The organism is Desulfocurvus thunnarius, assembly GCF_055390965.1.
The window spans coordinates 2,201,597-2,217,500 of sequence record NZ_AP042411.1; the positions used below are offsets into that span (position 1 = coordinate 2,201,597).

General features: G+C 67.5%; 14 protein-coding genes. 8 read left to right on the plus strand and 6 right to left on the minus strand.

The window, feature by feature from the left end; genetic code table 11:
• The first annotated feature begins 31 nt into the window (after nucleotides 1–31).
• Genes ACZ5KV_RS09610 through ACZ5KV_RS09620 form a run of 3 tightly spaced genes read left to right on the plus strand, consistent with a single transcriptional unit; the run spans nucleotide 32 to nucleotide 2,774 of the window.
• On the plus strand, nucleotides 32–1,015 hold the full coding sequence (locus ACZ5KV_RS09610; protein ID WP_464239088.1) for a pesticin C-terminus-like muramidase: 984 nt from the start codon (nucleotides 32–34) through the stop codon (nucleotides 1,013–1,015).
• A gap of 56 nt (nucleotides 1,016–1,071) precedes the next feature.
• The gene (locus ACZ5KV_RS09615) at nucleotides 1,072–1,905 is read left to right on the plus strand and encodes a hypothetical protein (RefSeq protein WP_464239089.1); all 834 of its coding nucleotides are present in this window, start codon (nucleotides 1,072–1,074) and stop codon (nucleotides 1,903–1,905) included.
• A gap of 41 nt (nucleotides 1,906–1,946) precedes the next feature.
• On the plus strand, nucleotides 1,947–2,774 hold the full coding sequence (locus tag ACZ5KV_RS09620; protein ID WP_464239090.1) for a hypothetical protein: 828 nt from the start codon (nucleotides 1,947–1,949) through the stop codon (nucleotides 2,772–2,774).
• Nucleotides 2,775–2,884: 110 nt separating this feature from the next.
• On the opposite strand, the gene ACZ5KV_RS09625 is transcribed toward ACZ5KV_RS09620, so the two are convergent.
• Entirely contained in the window at nucleotides 2,885–3,472 is a 588-nt protein-coding gene (locus ACZ5KV_RS09625) for a DJ-1/PfpI family protein (RefSeq protein ID WP_464239091.1), read from the minus strand.
• 285 nt (nucleotides 3,473–3,757) lie between these two features.
• Here ACZ5KV_RS09625 and ACZ5KV_RS09630 point away from each other — a divergent pair, with 285 nt between their 5' ends.
• A complete protein-coding gene (locus tag ACZ5KV_RS09630) occupies nucleotides 3,758–6,007 on the plus strand; it encodes a vitamin B12-dependent ribonucleotide reductase (RefSeq protein WP_464239092.1) in 2,250 nt (749 codons plus the stop codon).
• A 128-nt stretch (nucleotides 6,008–6,135) separates the two neighbouring features.
• Here ACZ5KV_RS09630 and ACZ5KV_RS09635 read toward each other — a convergent pair whose 3' ends face one another.
• The 4 genes from ACZ5KV_RS09635 to ACZ5KV_RS09650 are packed head-to-tail and all read right to left on the minus strand — an operon-like array spanning nucleotide 6,136 to nucleotide 9,748.
• The gene (locus ACZ5KV_RS09635; protein ID WP_464239093.1) at nucleotides 6,136–6,909 is read right to left on the minus strand and encodes a M15 family metallopeptidase; all 774 of its coding nucleotides are present in this window, start codon (nucleotides 6,907–6,909) and stop codon (nucleotides 6,136–6,138) included.
• Nucleotides 6,910–6,949: 40 nt separating this feature from the next.
• Nucleotides 6,950–8,233, minus strand: a complete 1,284-nt coding sequence (locus ACZ5KV_RS09640; protein ID WP_464239094.1) for a TRAP transporter large permease — start codon at nucleotides 8,231–8,233, stop codon at nucleotides 6,950–6,952.
• The gene (locus ACZ5KV_RS09645; RefSeq protein WP_464239095.1) at nucleotides 8,230–8,739 is read right to left on the minus strand and encodes a TRAP transporter small permease; all 510 of its coding nucleotides are present in this window, start codon (nucleotides 8,737–8,739) and stop codon (nucleotides 8,230–8,232) included. The genes ACZ5KV_RS09640 and ACZ5KV_RS09645 overlap by 4 nt, the downstream gene beginning before the upstream one ends.
• A 1-nt stretch (nucleotide 8,740) precedes the next feature.
• Nucleotides 8,741–9,748: a TRAP transporter substrate-binding protein gene (locus ACZ5KV_RS09650; protein ID WP_464239096.1), complete on the minus strand. Its 1,008-nt coding sequence runs from the start codon at nucleotides 9,746–9,748 to the stop codon at nucleotides 8,741–8,743.
• Between the two features lie 266 nt (nucleotides 9,749–10,014).
• On the opposite strand from ACZ5KV_RS09650, the gene ACZ5KV_RS09655 reads away from it, so the two are divergent.
• On the plus strand, nucleotides 10,015–10,788 hold the full coding sequence (locus tag ACZ5KV_RS09655; RefSeq protein ID WP_464239097.1) for an IclR family transcriptional regulator: 774 nt from the start codon (nucleotides 10,015–10,017) through the stop codon (nucleotides 10,786–10,788).
• A gap of 119 nt (nucleotides 10,789–10,907) precedes the next feature.
• Here ACZ5KV_RS09655 and ftsY read toward each other — a convergent pair whose 3' ends face one another.
• Nucleotides 10,908–12,272: a signal recognition particle-docking protein FtsY gene (gene ftsY / locus ACZ5KV_RS09660; protein WP_464239098.1), complete on the minus strand. Its 1,365-nt coding sequence runs from the start codon at nucleotides 12,270–12,272 to the stop codon at nucleotides 10,908–10,910.
• 198 nt (nucleotides 12,273–12,470) lie between these two features.
• Here ftsY and ACZ5KV_RS09665 point away from each other — a divergent pair, with 198 nt between their 5' ends.
• From ACZ5KV_RS09665 to ACZ5KV_RS09675, 3 genes are all read left to right on the plus strand, one after another.
• Nucleotides 12,471–12,962, plus strand: a complete 492-nt coding sequence (locus ACZ5KV_RS09665; protein ID WP_464239099.1) for a YbaK/EbsC family protein — start codon at nucleotides 12,471–12,473, stop codon at nucleotides 12,960–12,962.
• Between the two features lie 24 nt (nucleotides 12,963–12,986).
• Nucleotides 12,987–14,381, plus strand: a complete 1,395-nt coding sequence (gene asnS / locus ACZ5KV_RS09670; protein WP_464239100.1) for an asparagine--tRNA ligase — start codon at nucleotides 12,987–12,989, stop codon at nucleotides 14,379–14,381.
• 873 nt (nucleotides 14,382–15,254) lie between these two features.
• Nucleotides 15,255–15,833, plus strand: coding sequence for a TetR/AcrR family transcriptional regulator (locus ACZ5KV_RS09675; RefSeq protein ID WP_464239101.1), 579 nt, complete (start codon nucleotides 15,255–15,257; stop codon nucleotides 15,831–15,833).
• Nucleotides 15,834–15,904: the final 71 nt, after the last annotated feature.

Here is a 15,904-nt window from a genome sequence, read left to right on the forward strand (position 1 = left end):
GCGTCAGCGAAAAAATCCAGACCGCTTATGTATGTGCAATACACTGCGCGTCCTGGATTTTTTCGCTTCCTTGCATCTCACATTTTTTGAACGGCCTGCGGAAAAGGAATTTTTCAACAGACTGGTAGGGGGCGGCGGGGGCCAGGACGCTTCCGGCTCCGAAGCCGCCGCGCAGCCGCAGCAGGCCACGGAAAAGGGCACGGAGGCGGCTTCCGGCGGCTCCGGCGGTTCCGGGAGCGAAGCCCCGGGGGGCACCGCTGCCTCGCGCCAGGGTACCCCGGCCCCGGCCCGGCCCGCCGCGCCCGGAGGCGACCACAACGCCGCCCGACCCGGGGAGGACGCCCGGGCCGAAACCGCTAGACAAGTCACCGAGGCCCGGCGCCACTGGGCCAAATGGCAGGAAGGCACGTCCATCGATCTGGGGGCTGTGGACGCATTGGAGGGCGGCGGCAAAACGTCCGGGGTGCCGTCCAAGAGGGGGAAAGATAAAAAGAAGGTGGTGATCGGCCAGAGTGGCGTAACCATTGGCAGAGGTCTTGACCTGGGGCAGCACAATGAGCAGGATTTGCGTAAATATCGTTTGCCAGAAGCCTTGCATCAGAAATTGGTGCCAGGTTTGGGCGTCAAGGGCAACGCGGCCATCGAGTTCGTTGCGAAGAACAAGATCGTCCTGACCGACGAGGAAGAAGCAATTTTGGCCGAGGCATTGCACGCCAGAACCACCCAAAGGGCGCGGGATGGCTTTGCCTCCTCGCCGCACAATACGCAGAGGGTGAAATTTGAAGAACTCCCTCCGTATGTGCAGACGGTCGTGTACAGCATGACCATGAATATGGGGGAAGATGCGTTTGTTACGCCTAAAATAACAATGCGGGCAATCGCTTCCGGAGATTACCAGGCGGCAGCCAATGAGTTGCTCGAAGGAAACTGGAAAGCGCCTTTGCCCAGGAGAAGATCAGAGGGGCGATATTTAAAGGAACAGTTGCAAAAGAATGGCCTTTGGATAGGCAGATAAGGTGGCAGAAGCGGGGCAGGAGCCAGTCCGCACGCAAGAAATTTTGAGGAGGGGATATGTGTTACGGAATTTTCATAAGGCGGCTTCTTGTGTTGTCTTCTGCCCTGCTGCTCCTTGCGCTCCTGCCCGGGGCGGCCCGGGCGCAGATGCCGCCGGAGGTGGCCCGGGCTTTGGAATCCGAGGCCGATTACGTGGCGTTCATGCAGAAGTTCCGGAATACTTTCACATTCTCCACCGGCCATAACGCCTATACCTGCCGCCAATATCTGGACCTCCGGCGGCGCCTGCCGGAGGCATCGGTTGCCTGGATGGGCGTTCGCTACTGGGGCAGATCCCAGAATGAATATCTTCCATGCGATCTGGTGGACTTCCTGCACCGCGTGGCCCCGGCGCCGCAGCCGTGCTACCGGCCTGCCAACCTGGGCCAGGAGTTGTTCGAGCGCATGGAGGCCAGCCTGGTGACGAATCTGACTGCGGAAGGCGAGCTGTTTACGCAGGATATGGAAGGGTCGCTGGTTACTTTTGCGGAATTCCAGCAGGACTGGAGCAGCTATGAGACTCCGCTCTGGCCAAAAACGTTGCAGTTCACCCTCCGCGACAACGGATTGGGCCTTGTTGCCACCTGGAAGGGCGTTCCTGGCCGCGAGGGGCGGCTTTGGGATGAACACGAGTTCGTGACCGCGGTGGACGCCGACGGCAACGGCCAGTGCGACTGGATTATGAGGGAGGAGGAGGATAACCTGGACGATATGAATTTCGGTCCGTTTTTGAGTTTCTACATCGTGCTCAACCCGGGGCCCGAGGGCTTTATGGAGGCCCGGCGGCTGTTCTCCCTGCCGCCGTTTCCCGCTGTGGATTTCATCCTTCCGGATGGGCCGGACGGGCCCTGACCATGCCCGAGCATCCGCGAAATCCATCTCAGGAGATTCACATGCCTCGCGTTGCCCCGGCCTTTGTTTCGTTGCTGCTGGCCCTGCTGCTCCTTGCGCTCCTGCCCGGGGCGGCCCGGGCGCAGATGCCGCCGGAGGTGGCCCGGGCTTTGGAGTCCGAGGCCGATTACGTGGCGTTCATGCAGAAGTTCCGGAATACTTTCACATTCTCCACCGGCCATAACGCCTATACCTGCCGCCAATATCTGGACCTCCGGCGGCGCCTGCCGGAGGCATCGGTTGCCTGGATGGGCGTTCGCTACTGGGGCAGATCCCAGAATGAATATCTTCCATGCGATCTGGTGGACTTCCTGCACCGCGTGGCCCCGGCGCCGCAGCCGTGCTACCGGCCTGCCAACCTGGGCCAGGAGTTGTTCGAGCGCATGGAGGCCAGCCTGGTGACGAATCTGACTGCGGAAGGCGAGCTGTTTACGCAGGATATGGAAGGGTCGCTGGTTACTTTTGCGGAATTCCAGCAGGACTGGAGCAGCTATGAGACTCCGCTCTGGCCAAAAACGTTGCAGTTCACCCTCCGCGACAACGGATTGGGCCTTGTTGCCACCTGGAAGGGCGTTCCTGGCCGCGAGGGGCGGCTTTGGGATGAGCACGAGTTCGTGACCGCGGTGGACGCCGACGGCAACGGCCAGTGCGACTGGATCATGAGGGAGGAGAGGGATGATTTGGATGATACGAATTTCGGTCCGTATCTGCATTTTTACATCGTGCTCAACCCGGGGCCCGAGGGCTTTATGGAGGCCCGGCGGCTGTTCTCCCTGCCGCCGTTTCCCGATGTGGATTTCATCCTTCCGGATGGGCCGGATGGGCCCTGACGCGCCGGATGCACCCTGACCATGCCGCTTGCAACCGGAGGCAGGACGCATGGCGGCCCGGGGATGTGCATCCCCGGGCCGCCGTGTGTTTGTGCGTGCTCCGCGTGGGGCTACGGCTCGATGGTCGAGCCCAGAACCTTGAGAAACGCGCGCATCCATTCGGGGTGCGCGGGCCAGGCCGGGCCGGTGACCAGCACGCCGTCCGTCACGGCGTTGGAAGCCGTGGCGTTGGGCTCCACCCAGGTGCCGCCCGCGCGCTCCACATCGGGCCGGACTGCCGGATAGGCCGTGCAGGACTTGCCCGCCAGCACGTCGGCGGCAACCAGTACCTGTTGGCCGTGGCACACGGCGGCGATGGGCTTGCCCGCCCCGGCCATGGCCCGTACGATCTCGATGACCCTGGCGTTCAGGCGGATGTACTCCGGCGCGCGCCCGCCCGGGATGACCAGCGCGTCGTAGGCCGCCGGGTCCACGGCGTCGAAGTCCGCCGTCAGGGTGAAGTTGTGCCCGGGTTTTTCGGAGTAGGTCTGATGGCCTTCGAAGTCGTGGATCGCCGTGGCCACCTGCTCCCCGGCCTTCTTGCCCGGGCAGACGGCATGGACCTGATGCCCGACCATGGTCAGCATCTGGAAGGGGACCATGACTTCGTAGTCTTCCACGAAGTCGCCGACAAGCATGAGGATTTTTTTCACGGCCATGATGTGCCTCCTTGGGTTTCATGGTGAGGAAAAGGCTTTGCCCCGAGCATACACCCCCGCGCCCCGGTTGCCCACCCCCGGGGTGGGAATTGCCCGGGCGGCAATTTTTTTCGCCTTGCATAGCCTGGGTTTCCGTGCCGCCCAGGCCGCTCCCCCAACATGCCCGCTGGATTTTACACGGTGGTTACGGTAGCCTCTGCCAATCGTCGGCCCCGGCGCCATTGGTGCGGAGGGCTATCTTTTTTCAATATATATTGACACCTTACAGAGAAGGACTTTCCAGGAATGTTCAACCCCGACATGCCCCCCACGCTCATGCAGGTCAAGGTCAACAAGAACGCCGAGACCGTGCTGCGCAAGCGCTATTACCGCAAGGACGGCGACGGCAACCCCACCGAGAACGCGACCACCATGTTCTGGCGCGTGGCCGCCGCCATCGCCCAGGAGGAGACCAAGTACGAAAAGTCCACCATCGGCGTGGAGAAACTGGCCCGCGAGTTCTTCGACCTGATGACGGAGTTCAAGTTCCTGCCCAACTCGCCCACGCTGATGAACGCGGGCACGGGCCTGGGTCAGCTTGCGGCCTGCTTCGTGCTGCCCGTGGGCGACTCCATGGAGGAGATCTTCGACGCCGTGAAGAACGCCGCCATGATCCACAAGTCCGGCGGCGGCACGGGCTTTTCCTTCTCGCGCCTGCGGCCCCACGCGGCGCGGGTCGGCTCCACGGGCGGCGTGGCCTCGGGGCCCATCTCCTTTTTGCGCATCTTCAACACCGCCACCGAGCAGGTAAAGCAGGGCGGCACCCGGCGCGGCGCCAACATGGGCATCCTGCGCGTGGACCATCCCGACATCATCGACTTCATCCGCGCCAAGGAACGCGACGGCGAGCTGAACAATTTCAACCTTTCCGTTGCGTTGACCGAGCGCTTCATGCAGGCCGTGGAAAAGGACGAGGAGTACGACCTCGTGGCCCCGCACACCCGCGAGGTCAAGAAACGCCTGCCCGCCCGCGAGGTCTTCAACCTGCTGGTGCAAAAGGCCTGGGAATCCGGCGACCCCGGCATCATCTTCCTGGACCGCATCAACCGCGACAACCCCACGCCGGACCAGGGCGAGATCGAGTCCACCAACCCCTGCGGCGAGCAGCCGCTTCTGCCCTACGAGGCCTGCAACCTGGGGTCCATCAACCTGGCCCTGATGTACGCCCCGGGGCAGGACCACGACGTGGACTGGAAGGAACTGCGCCGCACGACGCACCTGGCCGTGCGCTTCCTGGACAACGTCATCGACGCCAGCCGCTATCCCCTGGAGCTGATTACCGAGACGGTCCACAGGAACCGCAAGATCGGCCTGGGCGTCATGGGCTTCGCGGACCTGCTCTTCCGCCTGGGCGTGCCGTACGACTCCCAGGAGGCCCTGACCCTGGCCGAGCGGCTGATGAAGTTCATCAACGACGAGTCCAAGGCGGCTTCCAAGCAGCTCGCCAAGGAGCGCGGATCCTTCCCGGCCTGGAAAACATCCACCTACGGCCAGCGCAACCTGGGGCCCTACCGCAACGCCACCACCACGACCATCGCCCCCACGGGCACCCTGTCGATCATCGCGGGCTGCTCCTCGGGCGTGGAGCCGCTGTTCGCCCTGTCCTTCTCGCGCCACGTCATGGACGGCGAGAAGCTCGTCGAGTCCAACCCCTATTTCGAGCAGGCCCTGAAGGACGCGGGGGCCTGGTCCGAAACGCTGATGGACGAGGTGGCCCGCACGGGCCGCGTGGGGCAGATCGAGCACCTGCCCGAGGCCCTGCGCCGGGTGTTCGTCACGGCCATGGAAATCGCCCCGCAGTGGCACCTCAAGATGCAGGCCGCCTTCCAGCGCCACACGGACAACGCCGTGTCCAAGACCGTGAACCTCCCGGGCACGGCCACCCAGCAGGACATTTTCGACATCTACTGGATGGCCTACGAAACGGGCTGCAAGGGCGTGACCGTGTACCGCGACGGCTGCAAGGCCGCCCAGGTGCTGTGCACCGGCGACGGCGCCCAGGCCCAGGAGGCCAAGGCCGGGGGCAACGGCAAGGTCGTCCGCAGCCGCCCCGACGTGATCTACGGCTTCACCCAGAAGATCGAAACCGGCCTGGGCACGATGTACCTGACGGTCAACGAGGTGGACGGCAAGCCTTTCGAGGTGTTCGCGACCATCGGCAAGTCGGGCCGCTCCATCACGGCCAAGGCCGAGGCCATCGGGCGGCTGGTGTCCCTGGCGCTGCGCTCGGGGGTCGCGGTGCGCGAGATCGTGGGCCAGCTCAAGGGCATCGGCGGCGAGCACCCCGTGTTCCGCAAGAAGGGCATGATTATGTCCATCCCCGACGCCATCGCCTGGGTCTTCGAGCAGCGTTACATGGGCGGGGCCACGCCCGAGCCCCGCGCGGGCGCGGGCAACGATCTGGTCGCCCCGAGCTGCCCCGAGTGCGGCAAGGAGCTGCTCTTCCAGGAGGGCTGCTTCATCTGCTCCGAATGCGGCTACACCAAGTGCGGCTAGGCTGAAACCCGGAGCCGCGCCCCGGAGCCGACGCTCCGGCGCGCAAACGGAGGCCGGGGGCGGACACATGTCCGCCCCCGGCCTTGTCAGTTGCGAGGGGGATCCGGCCCGCCTCCGTCCGGTTCGGTTCAGGGGACGGGCGCGCCCTCGGCCAGGGTTGCGAAGGGGTTGAGGTCCGGCGCGGCCACGCCGTAGCGGGCCTCGGCCTGCCCTGTCAGCAGGGCCCAGCGCTGGGTGCCGTATTCGAAGTGCCACCACTCGGCGTGATAGTTCACGAATCCGGCCTGGGTCATGACATGGTGCAGCAGGCGGCGGTTTTCCAGGGCCGTGCGCCCGCGGTCGTCCAGGGTTTCCCCGGCGTCCAGGCGCTCCTCGAAGTGCCGCGTGAAGGACACGGGCCCCGGGAAGTCGAACGCCGCGCCGAACCACAGCGGCGCACCGGCCACGGTGGCCAGGGTCAGGTCCACGGCGCCGCCCGTGACGTGGGGCGAGGGCCGCCCGGGCTCCACGCTGGGCAGGGCCACGAAGCGCCCGGTCATCTCGTCCAGCGCGGCGGCGTCCGCGCCCGGGTGGGCCCGGGCCAGGGCCGCGCGGCACTGGTCGTACAGCGCGGTCTGCACGCGCACGCCGCGCCAGGCGTCGAGAATCACCAGCCGCAGGAAGGGCGGCAGCAGGGCCTGGGCGGCCCACAGCCGCTTCTGGACCTCCTCGCGCGCGTGGCACTCGGGCAGGGCGCCGGGGATGCCCGCCACATGGTAGGCCGGGCGGACCAGGATGCGCTCCGGCGCCAGGGACAGGGGCACCAGGGGCTGGCCGCACTCGCGGACGGGCACCTGGTGCACCCGGGCCCACTCGGGGGCCGGGGCGGGCGCGATGGCCGGCGCGTCCTTGGGAATGATCACATCGTGCTCCTCGTTCGGGTTGGCGTTGCGGCCGCGCGGGCTAGTAGCCCAGGGTGCGCGGCAGCCACAGCGAGATGGACGGCACCAGGATCAGCGCCAGCAGGCAGGCCATGGCCACCAGCACGAAGGGCCAGATGTGCCGGAACATCTTTTCCAAAGACACGTTGCCCACCGAGGCGACGATGTACACGCACGCGCCCATGGGCGGCGTGATCAGCGCGATGGTGATGTTCAGCGTCATCACGATGCCGAAGTGCAGCGGGTCGATGCCCGCGGCGGCGGCCAGGGGCGCGAAGACCGGCGTCAGCAGCACCAGCGCGGCGATTTCCTCCATGAACATGCCGACCACGAAGATGATGGCGCTGATGAGCAGCAGGACCATGGTCGGCGTGGTGGCGAATTCGAGGATGACCGGGGCCAGGGTCTGCGGCACGCGCTCGGCGGCCAGAATCCAGCCGACGATGGTCGCCGCGCCCATGACCACGAAGATCACGCTGGTCAGGCGCACGGTGTTGGACAGGGCGCGCAGGATGCCCGTCCAGGTCAGCTCGCGCGTCCACGCGAGGCCCACCAGCAGCACGTACAGGCTGGCCACGGCGCCCGACTCCGTGGGCGTCATGAAGCCGAACAGGATGCCGCCGATGATGATGGCCGGGGCGATGAGGGCCGTGGTGGCTCCGCCCGTGGCGCGCAGCAGCTCCGCGCCCGAGAAGTGCGTGTTCACCCGCGGCAGGCGCAGCCGGGCGGCGCTGATGCGGTGCATGACCATGAACGCCCCGGCCAGAAGCAGCCCAGGAACGACTCCGGCCATGAATAGCGCGCCCACGTTGGTCTTGGTCATGGACCCGAACAGGATCATGAAGATGCTCGGGGGGATGATCGGCCCGATGAGCGAGCTGCCCGCCGTGAGCCCGGCGGCGTAGGAGCCGGGGTAGCCGCCCTTTTTCATGGCCGGGATCATGATCGAACCCACGGCCGAGGCGTCGGCCGCCGCCGAGCCGTTGACCCCGGCGAAAATGACGCTGGCCACCACGGTGACGTAGCCCAGGCCGCCGCGCAGGTGGCCGACCAGGGCTTCGGCGAAGCGCAGCAGCCGCGCCGTGAGCCCCGCGTAGCCCATCAGTTCGCCGGCCAGGATGAAGTAGGGGATGGCCAGCAGGGAAAAGGGCTCCATGCCGCCGTAGAATTGCTGGACCATGAGCCGCAGTTGCGAGAGGTCGCCCACGTGCAGGAAGCCCGTCAGCGCCGTGGCCAGCATGGCCGTGAACAGCGGCAGGCCCGTGAGCAGCATGATGAAGAACACTGCGAGCAGCACGAGGCTCATGACGTACCTCCCTGGCTTTTGCCCGCTCCGGCGCCGGGCAGGGGAATGCACAGCCCCAGGCCGAACTCCACCAGCATGAGCACCATGCCCACGGGCACGGCCAGCAGCGGCACGGTTTTCTTGATGCCCAGGGTCATGATGGTCAGGGCCTGCATCTTGGCGGCGTACTGGAAGCCCAGCACGGCCATGAGCACCAGCAGTCCGACGAACACCGCGTAGCGCACCCCGATCACCAGAGCCCGCCAGCCCGGGGGCAGCCGGTCGGCCAGCATGGTGATGGCCATGTGCTCGCCGCGCTTGAGGGCCGGAGCGGCGGCGAGCATGACCATCCACACCAGGGTGATCTTGGCCACGTCGGTGGTCCAGACCGGGGGGCGGAAAAAGCGCGAGAAGACCCCGAGCATCACCGCCGCCAGGTTGACCACGAGGAGCGCCCCCGCCCCGAAGAGGCAGAGGCGCTCCAGCACGTCGGAAGCCGTCTGGCAGGTTTTGGCCAGGCGGCCCATGTTACTTGGCCTCGGCGTTGGCCTTGGCGGCTTCTTCAAGGGCCTGGTCGATCCACGTCTGGTCGATGCGGGCCTTGAGCCAGTTCACGTAGGAGGGGCTGCCGAGTTCCTTGAACCGGGCCATCTCGGCGGCGGTGGGCGTGTAGACGGTCATGCCCTTGGAGGCCAGGAACTCCACGCGCTGGTCCACCTGGGACTCGACGAACTCGCGGGTCATGACGTTGGCCTTGTGGGCGGCCTCGCGCACGGCCTTCTGCTGCTCGGGGGTCAGGGAGTCGAGCAGGGCGGCGTTGATGAGCAGGAACTGGTCGGAGTACTGCACGTTGGCCAGGGTCAGGTGCTTCTGGACCTCGTAGAGGCTGCCCATGATGATGTAGGTCGGGGGGTTCATCTGGCCGTGGGCCACGCCGGTCTTCAGGGCGAGGTAGACCTCGGTCCAGGGAATGGGCGTGCCCGCGGCGCCGAAGGCCTCGTACATGGCGACCTGGCTGGCGTCCATGGCCCGGAAGGTCAGGCCCTTGAAGTCGGCGGGCGAGTGGATGGGCTGGTTGCAGGTGAAGGCGATGAAGCCGCCCTCTTCAACCACGGCCAGCAGCTCGATGCCCGTGCGCTCGCGCATGGTGGCGCGGATCTTGTCCATGAACGGGCTGGAATCGAAGAAGATGTGCGCGGCCTTGTAGCTGTCGAACAGGAAGGGGATGTTGGTGGCGAACATCTCGGGCAGCACGGTCTCGATGCCGCCGTAGGAGGCCACGTTGATGACCGGGTCGCTCATGGTCTGTTCCATGCGCTGCTCTTCGCTGCCCAGTTGGCTGTTGGGGAAGAGCTGGATCTCCAGCGCGCCGCCGGTGGCCTCCTCCGCCAGGGCCTTGAAGTGGGTGGCGAAGTAGTGCACGGCGTTGTCGTTGTCGTCCGGCGGCCCGTTGTAGCTCATCTTCACCGACGTGGCGGCCAGCGCCGCGGCGGGCAGGGCCAGGACGAGAAGGCAGATCAGGGCGATGCGTTTCATGGTCTTCCTCTCTTGCCGTTGGGGTTGCCCGGGCGGCCGCTTCCGCCGGGCGCGGGCGAAAGTATTGCATTGCAATACTTGGTATCTATATATAATTTATAAACCAGTGCAAGGTCAAGGGGAGTCGGCACATATTGAGGATGAAATCGTCACCGAAATGCACTACAACGCGGGACCGGCCCCAGACGCCGCCCCGGGTGCCGCGGCATGGGCCGCAACCGGCGGCCCGCGGCGAATCCGGCACCCCAACCGTTTCCGGAGCAGGCATGGCGCAAGACGACAGACAACGCGAGGACGCGCTTTTCGTGGCTTCCCTGGGCCGGGGCATCCGCATCCTGGAGGCTTTCGACCAGAGCCCGCGCAGCCTCGGGCTGGCCGAACTCACGGAGCTGACCGGGATGAACCGCAGCGCCGTGCAACGTTTCCTGCACACCTGGGAGCAACTCGGCTACCTGGCCAAGGACCCGGCCACCCGCCGCTTCGCGCTGACTCCGCGCGTCCTGGCCCTGGGCTACAACTACCTGAAGGGCAACCGCCTGGTGGAGGTCGGCACGCCCTACCTGCTGGAGGCCCGCACGCGCACGGGCAATTCGGTCTACATGGGCGCGCTTTACGACACCGAGGTCATCTACCTCGTGCGCCTGCCCCAGCGTTTTCTGCTGTTCGAGAGCACGCTGCCCGGGCGGCGCATCCCGGCCTTCTGCGGGGCGCGGGCCATCCTTTCGCGCCTGCCCGAAGCCGAGGTGGACGCCATCCTGGCCCGCTCGGCCCACGTGCCCATCACCCCGCACACCGTGACCGACCCCGCGCGCAACCGCGCGCTCATCCAGCGCACCCGCGAACTGGGCTACTGCATTTCGGTCCAGGAGTTCCTGATGGGCGAGATCGCCGTATCCACGCCGGTGGTGGACGCCCAGGGCAAGCCCCTGGCCGCCGTGTACATCAGCGCCAAGTACGCCGAGTGGGACGAGGAGCGCGTGGAGCGCGAGCTGGCGCCCATCGCCCTGGAAACGGCCGGGGCCATCGGCGCGCAGTTCTAGGCGGCTGGTGCCCGCGCCGGGCCGGTCGCACATGTGGAACGCCCCGGGCCTTTGCGGGCTCGGGGCGTTCCGTTTCCTTATATCCTTAAATAAGGGGCGAAGGTGCGCGCGGGCGCCGGTCAGTCCGAGCCCAGCAGGGCGGCGGCGAAGTCGCGGCCGTTGAAGGGCCGCAGGTCCTCCATCTTTTCGCCCAGGCCCACGAAGGTGATGGGCACGCCGAATTGCAGGGCGATGGCCACCACCACGCCGCCCTTGGCCGTGCCGTCCAGCTTGGTCAGCACGATCTCGTCCACCCCGGCGGCCTCGGAGAACAGCTTGGTCTGCGACAGGGCGTTCTGGCCGGTGGTGGCGTCGAGCACGAGGATCGAACGGTGCGGCGCGCCGGGGTGCTTCTTGCCCAGCACGGCGCGGATCTTCTTCAGTTCTTCCATGAGGTTGGTCTTGGTGTGCAGCCGCCCGGCGGTGTCCACGAAAAGGATGTCGTAGCCCTCGCGCACGGCCTTGTCCACGGCCTCGAAGGCCACGGCGGCGGGGTCCGCGCCCTCGCCCTTGCCGTAGAAGCCCGCGCCCACGCGCCCGGCCCAGACCTGGAGCTGTTCCATGGCCGCCGCACGGAAGGTGTCTCCCGCCGCCACCAGCACCTTGCGGCCCTGCATCTGGGCCCGGTGGGCCAGCTTGGCGATGGTCGTCGTCTTGCCCACGCCGTTGACGCCGATGACCAGCACGACCTCGGGCGGGTTCACGGCGCTGATGCGCCGGGGGGTCTTGAACAGCCCGGCCAGCTCCTCGGCCAGGAAGCCTTTGAAAGCCGCCGGGTCGGTGGTTTCGGCCTTGCGGGCCCGGGCCTGGAGCCGCGCCGTCAGGTCGCGCGCGGCCTCGTAGCCCACGTCGGCCATGATCAGGATTTCCTCCAGCTCTTCCCAGAAGCCCGCGTCCATGGTCTTGTGGTCGGACAGCAGGCCGTCGATGCGCTGGGTGATGCGTTCGCGGGTCTTTTCCAGCCCTTCGGAGAGCTTGAGCAGCAGGCGCGAGCGTTCGTCCTCCTCGTCTTCCAGGTCCAGGGCCAGGGCCAGACGGTATTGCAGCTCCGAGCGGAACTCCTCCACGCGCCGGTATTCCATGGCGTCCAGCCAGGCCGAGAAGCGGGCGGTGAAGTCGCGGGCCTCGGCCTCGGGCGCGCCCAGGGCGCGGAAGAGGAATTCCAGGCGCGCCCAGAGCTGCGGGCCCTTTTCCGTGACGCCCTGCAGGGCCAGGGCCAGCCACTGCGACAGGCGCGGCTCGGCGGCGCGCAGGGCCAGGGTCAGCTCGCGCTGCCAGGGCTCCCCGGCGGTGACGGCGGCCTCCTGGGGCGCGGGCCGGGCGGCCGGTGCCCCGTCCGGCGCGGTGTCCGGCGCAATGCCCGGCGCGGCTTCGGGCGCGGCCCGGGGGCCGGTGGCCTCTTCTTCCGGCTTGGCCCAGAACTTCAGTTTGCTGAAAAAGCCCATGGCGTGCTCCCTGGTTGGGGGGCCTCCGCAGGGAGGCGTGGGGCGCGGCCCGCCGGGGGACGGTGGCGGTTCGCCGCAAAATCGGATACAGCCTGACCGGGCGCATGGCGTATGGGACGCCGGGCGCACCGGACAGGGATACTTTGCGCAGAAGCCCGCCCGCGTCAAGTACGGCGCGCCGGGCGCAGGGAGGAGGCCGTGGACGAGGCCGGGGAACTGAGCGCCAGTGCCGCCCGCGTGCAGCGGGCCCTGGCGGACTGCGGGCTGGAGCTGACGGTGATGGAGATGCCCGAGGCCACGCGCACGGCGGCCCAGGCCGCCGCCGTGGTCGGCTGCCGGGTGGCCCAGATCGCCAAGTCCATCATCTTCCGCGCCCCGCAGAGCGGGCGCCACGTCCTGGTGGTCACCAGCGGGGCCAACCGCGTGGACACGGGCAAGGTCAGCGCCCTGCTGGGCGAGCCCCTGGAAAAGGCCGACGCCGCCTTCGTGCGCGAGATGACGGGCTACGTCATCGGCGGGGTGCCGCCCCTGGGGCACGCCCATCCGCCCGTGACCTTTCTGGATCGCGACCTGCTGGGCCATGAAACCATCTGGGCCGCCGCGGGCACGCCCCATGCCCTGTTCCGCCTGACTCCGGCGGAGCTGGAGCGCGCCTGCGGCGGCGCGGTGGCCGACGTGGCCGAGGACTGAGACACGCAAGCAAGCGAGGACCGCATGAACAATCGCATCAAGGTCAAGGCCGCCCTGGCGGCCACGGCGCCCGCCCTGGGCGTGCGCGTCTGCGGCTGGGTGCGCACCCGGCGCGAGGGCAAGGGCTTCGCCTTTCTGGAGCTGAACGACGGCTCCTGCCTGGCCAACCTCCAGGCCGTGGTGGACGAAGGGCTGCCCGGCTGGGACGACATGCCCCGCGCGGGCACCGGCGCCGCCGTGGAGGTTTCGGGCGATCTGGTCGAGTCGCCGGGCAAGGGCCAGCGTTGGGAGTTGCGCGCCACGGCCATGCGCCTTGTGGGCGAGGCCGACCCCGAGAGCTACCCCTTGCAGAAGAAGCGCCACAGCGACGAATTCCTGCGGACCATCGCCCACTTGCGCCCGCGCACCAACAAGTTCGGCGCGCTGTTCCGCATCCGCTCCGAGGCCGCCCAGGCCGTGCACGACTTTTTCCGCCAGCGCGGTTTTTCCTGGGTCCATGCGCCGATCCTTACCGGCTCGGACTGCGAAGGCGCGGGCGAGATGTTCCGCGTGACCACCCTGGACCCCTATGCGGGCAAACCCCGGACCCCGGACGACGATTTCTTCGGCAAACCCGCGTCGCTGACCGTTTCCGGCCAGCTCGCGGCGGAGATCTTCGCCTGCTCCCTGGGCGACGTGTATACCTTCGGCCCCACCTTCCGCGCCGAGAACTCCAACACCCCGCGTCACGCCGCCGAGTTCTGGATGGTCGAGCCGGAAATGGCCTTCGCCGACCTCACCGACAACATGGACCTGGGCGAGGCCTTCCTCAAGTTCCTGGTGGGCCAGCTCCGCGAGCGCTGCGCCGAGGACCTGGGGCTGTTCGCCACCTGGGTGGACAAGACCCTGGACGCCACCCTGGACGGCATCCTCGACGGGCCCTTTGCCCGCGTGTCGTACACCGAAGCCGTGGCTTTGCTGGAGAAGAACGCCGTCACGGCCAAGGGCGCCCAGCGCTTCGAGTACCCCGTGTCCTGGGGGGTGGATCTGCAAACCGAGCACGAACGCTTCCTGAGTGAGGAAATCTTCAAACGCCCGGTCATCGTCTACGACTACCCCAGGGACATCAAGGCGTTCTACATGCGCCAGAACGACGACGGGCGCACCGTGGCGGCCATGGACGTGCTGGTGCCGCGCGTGGGCGAGATCATCGGCGGCAGCCAGCGCGAGGAGCGCGCCGACGTGCTGGCCGCGCGCATCCGCGAGATGGGCCTGCCCGAAGAGGAATACTGGTGGTACATGGAGTTGCGCCGCTACGGCAGCGTGCCGCACTCCGGCTTCGGCATGGGCTTCGAGCGCCTGCTGATGATGGTCACGGGCGTGACCAACATCCGCGACGTGATTCCCTGCCCGCGCACGCCGCGGCACCTGGAGTTCTAGACGCCGGGCGCGGGCGGGCGGGAAGCGGGGCGCACGGCGCGAACCCGCCGTGTCCCGCCGCATGGACGGCCTCGGGGCCGGAGCCGGGGGAGGGTGGCCCCTCCCGGCCTCGGCCCCGGGTGCGTTTCGGGGGGCGGGGCGGGGGCCGCCGGAGCCCCCGGGCCGCCTTTGTCTGCGCTTCCGCTGCGCGCCCGCGCCCGGCGCGGGCCCTCTCGCGGCCCCCCGGCGGGGCCGTGGCTGGCGGCTCGGGCATGGAGGGTTACCGCGCGCGTTGCCCGCGCGGATATGAGGGTGCTGGCGGGGCAAGCGATCTGTCGGACGAGGCGACGGTGTTGCCCGTGCCCGCAGGGGGGCGGTTTCCTGTGGGCCCTGCGGCCGCCCGGAACGTCCGCGCCCCGCCGCTTTCCTTCGTCGGGCTCCCGCCTTTTCCGCCCGATTCGACATTTTTCAATATTTGTTCTCCCCGGCGATTGACAGCCATCGACCCGGGAGCTATCAAGGACTTGCGTACTGTTTGAGCGACCAAACAGTGCCCGGCCTCAGGCCACCAGCCAGGACAAGGGTTCAGGTGAACGAAAAGCGCATACTTGCCCCGGCTTCGTATTGGTTGACGGAAAGGGATGGGTCGCAGTCCCGGGCGGAACGGTTCCGCCCGGGGCCGCGGCCGCAGCCCGACCCATGAAGGGGAACAACCCCGACCGCACGGGGACTCCATACGATACTCCCCCGTCTCCAGGCCCCCTGCCCGCGGGGGCCTTTCCTTTTGGTTGCGGCGCCGATGGCGTTGACGCTATCGGCAAAGGGTTTTAGAAACAGGCTCCGCCACGGGCGGCGCCTGCAACGGGGCGCCCCGGGCGCCGGAGGGTGGGACGCATGAACAAAAAGGACGCGCTGCTGCTGGCGGCCAAGGACCTGTTCGGTCAGTACGGGTACAACGGCACCACGTTCAAGCTGATTTCCGAGCGCGCGGGCGTGGCCCTGGGCCTGCTCACGCACCACTACGGCAACAAGGAAAAGCTGTTCCTCACCGCCGGGCTCGATGTGCTGGAGCGCATGCTGACCCGCCTGCGCGACGCGGTGGCCGGGGCCGACGACGGCCTGGAGGCCGTGCAGCGCTTCTGCGGCGCCTACCTGGAGTTCTCGCTCGACCCAGGCGAGCACTTCCTGGTCCTGGTCCGTTGCTCCCCTTATAGTGATATGGCCACCCGCGAGGACCGCGAGGTGATGATGGAGAAGTTCGAGGTCGTGCCCGCCTTCCTGGAGCAGTGCGTGCGCCGGGGCGTGGAGGACGGCTCCATCCTGCCCCTGCCTCCGCGCGAAACCGCCGGAGCCGTGCAGTGCAACCTGGTCGGCGCCGTGCGCACCCGGCTGCTGACGCCCTACAGCGCGCCTTCGCTCTACGACGACGTGCTGGCTTTCATCACCCGTGCCCTGAGCCCGGCGCGGCGCTAGGCCGAGGGCTGCGCCGCATCCGCCGGGGATGCAGCCCCCTCGAAAGCGGGGCGGGCGCACTTTGTAATCCT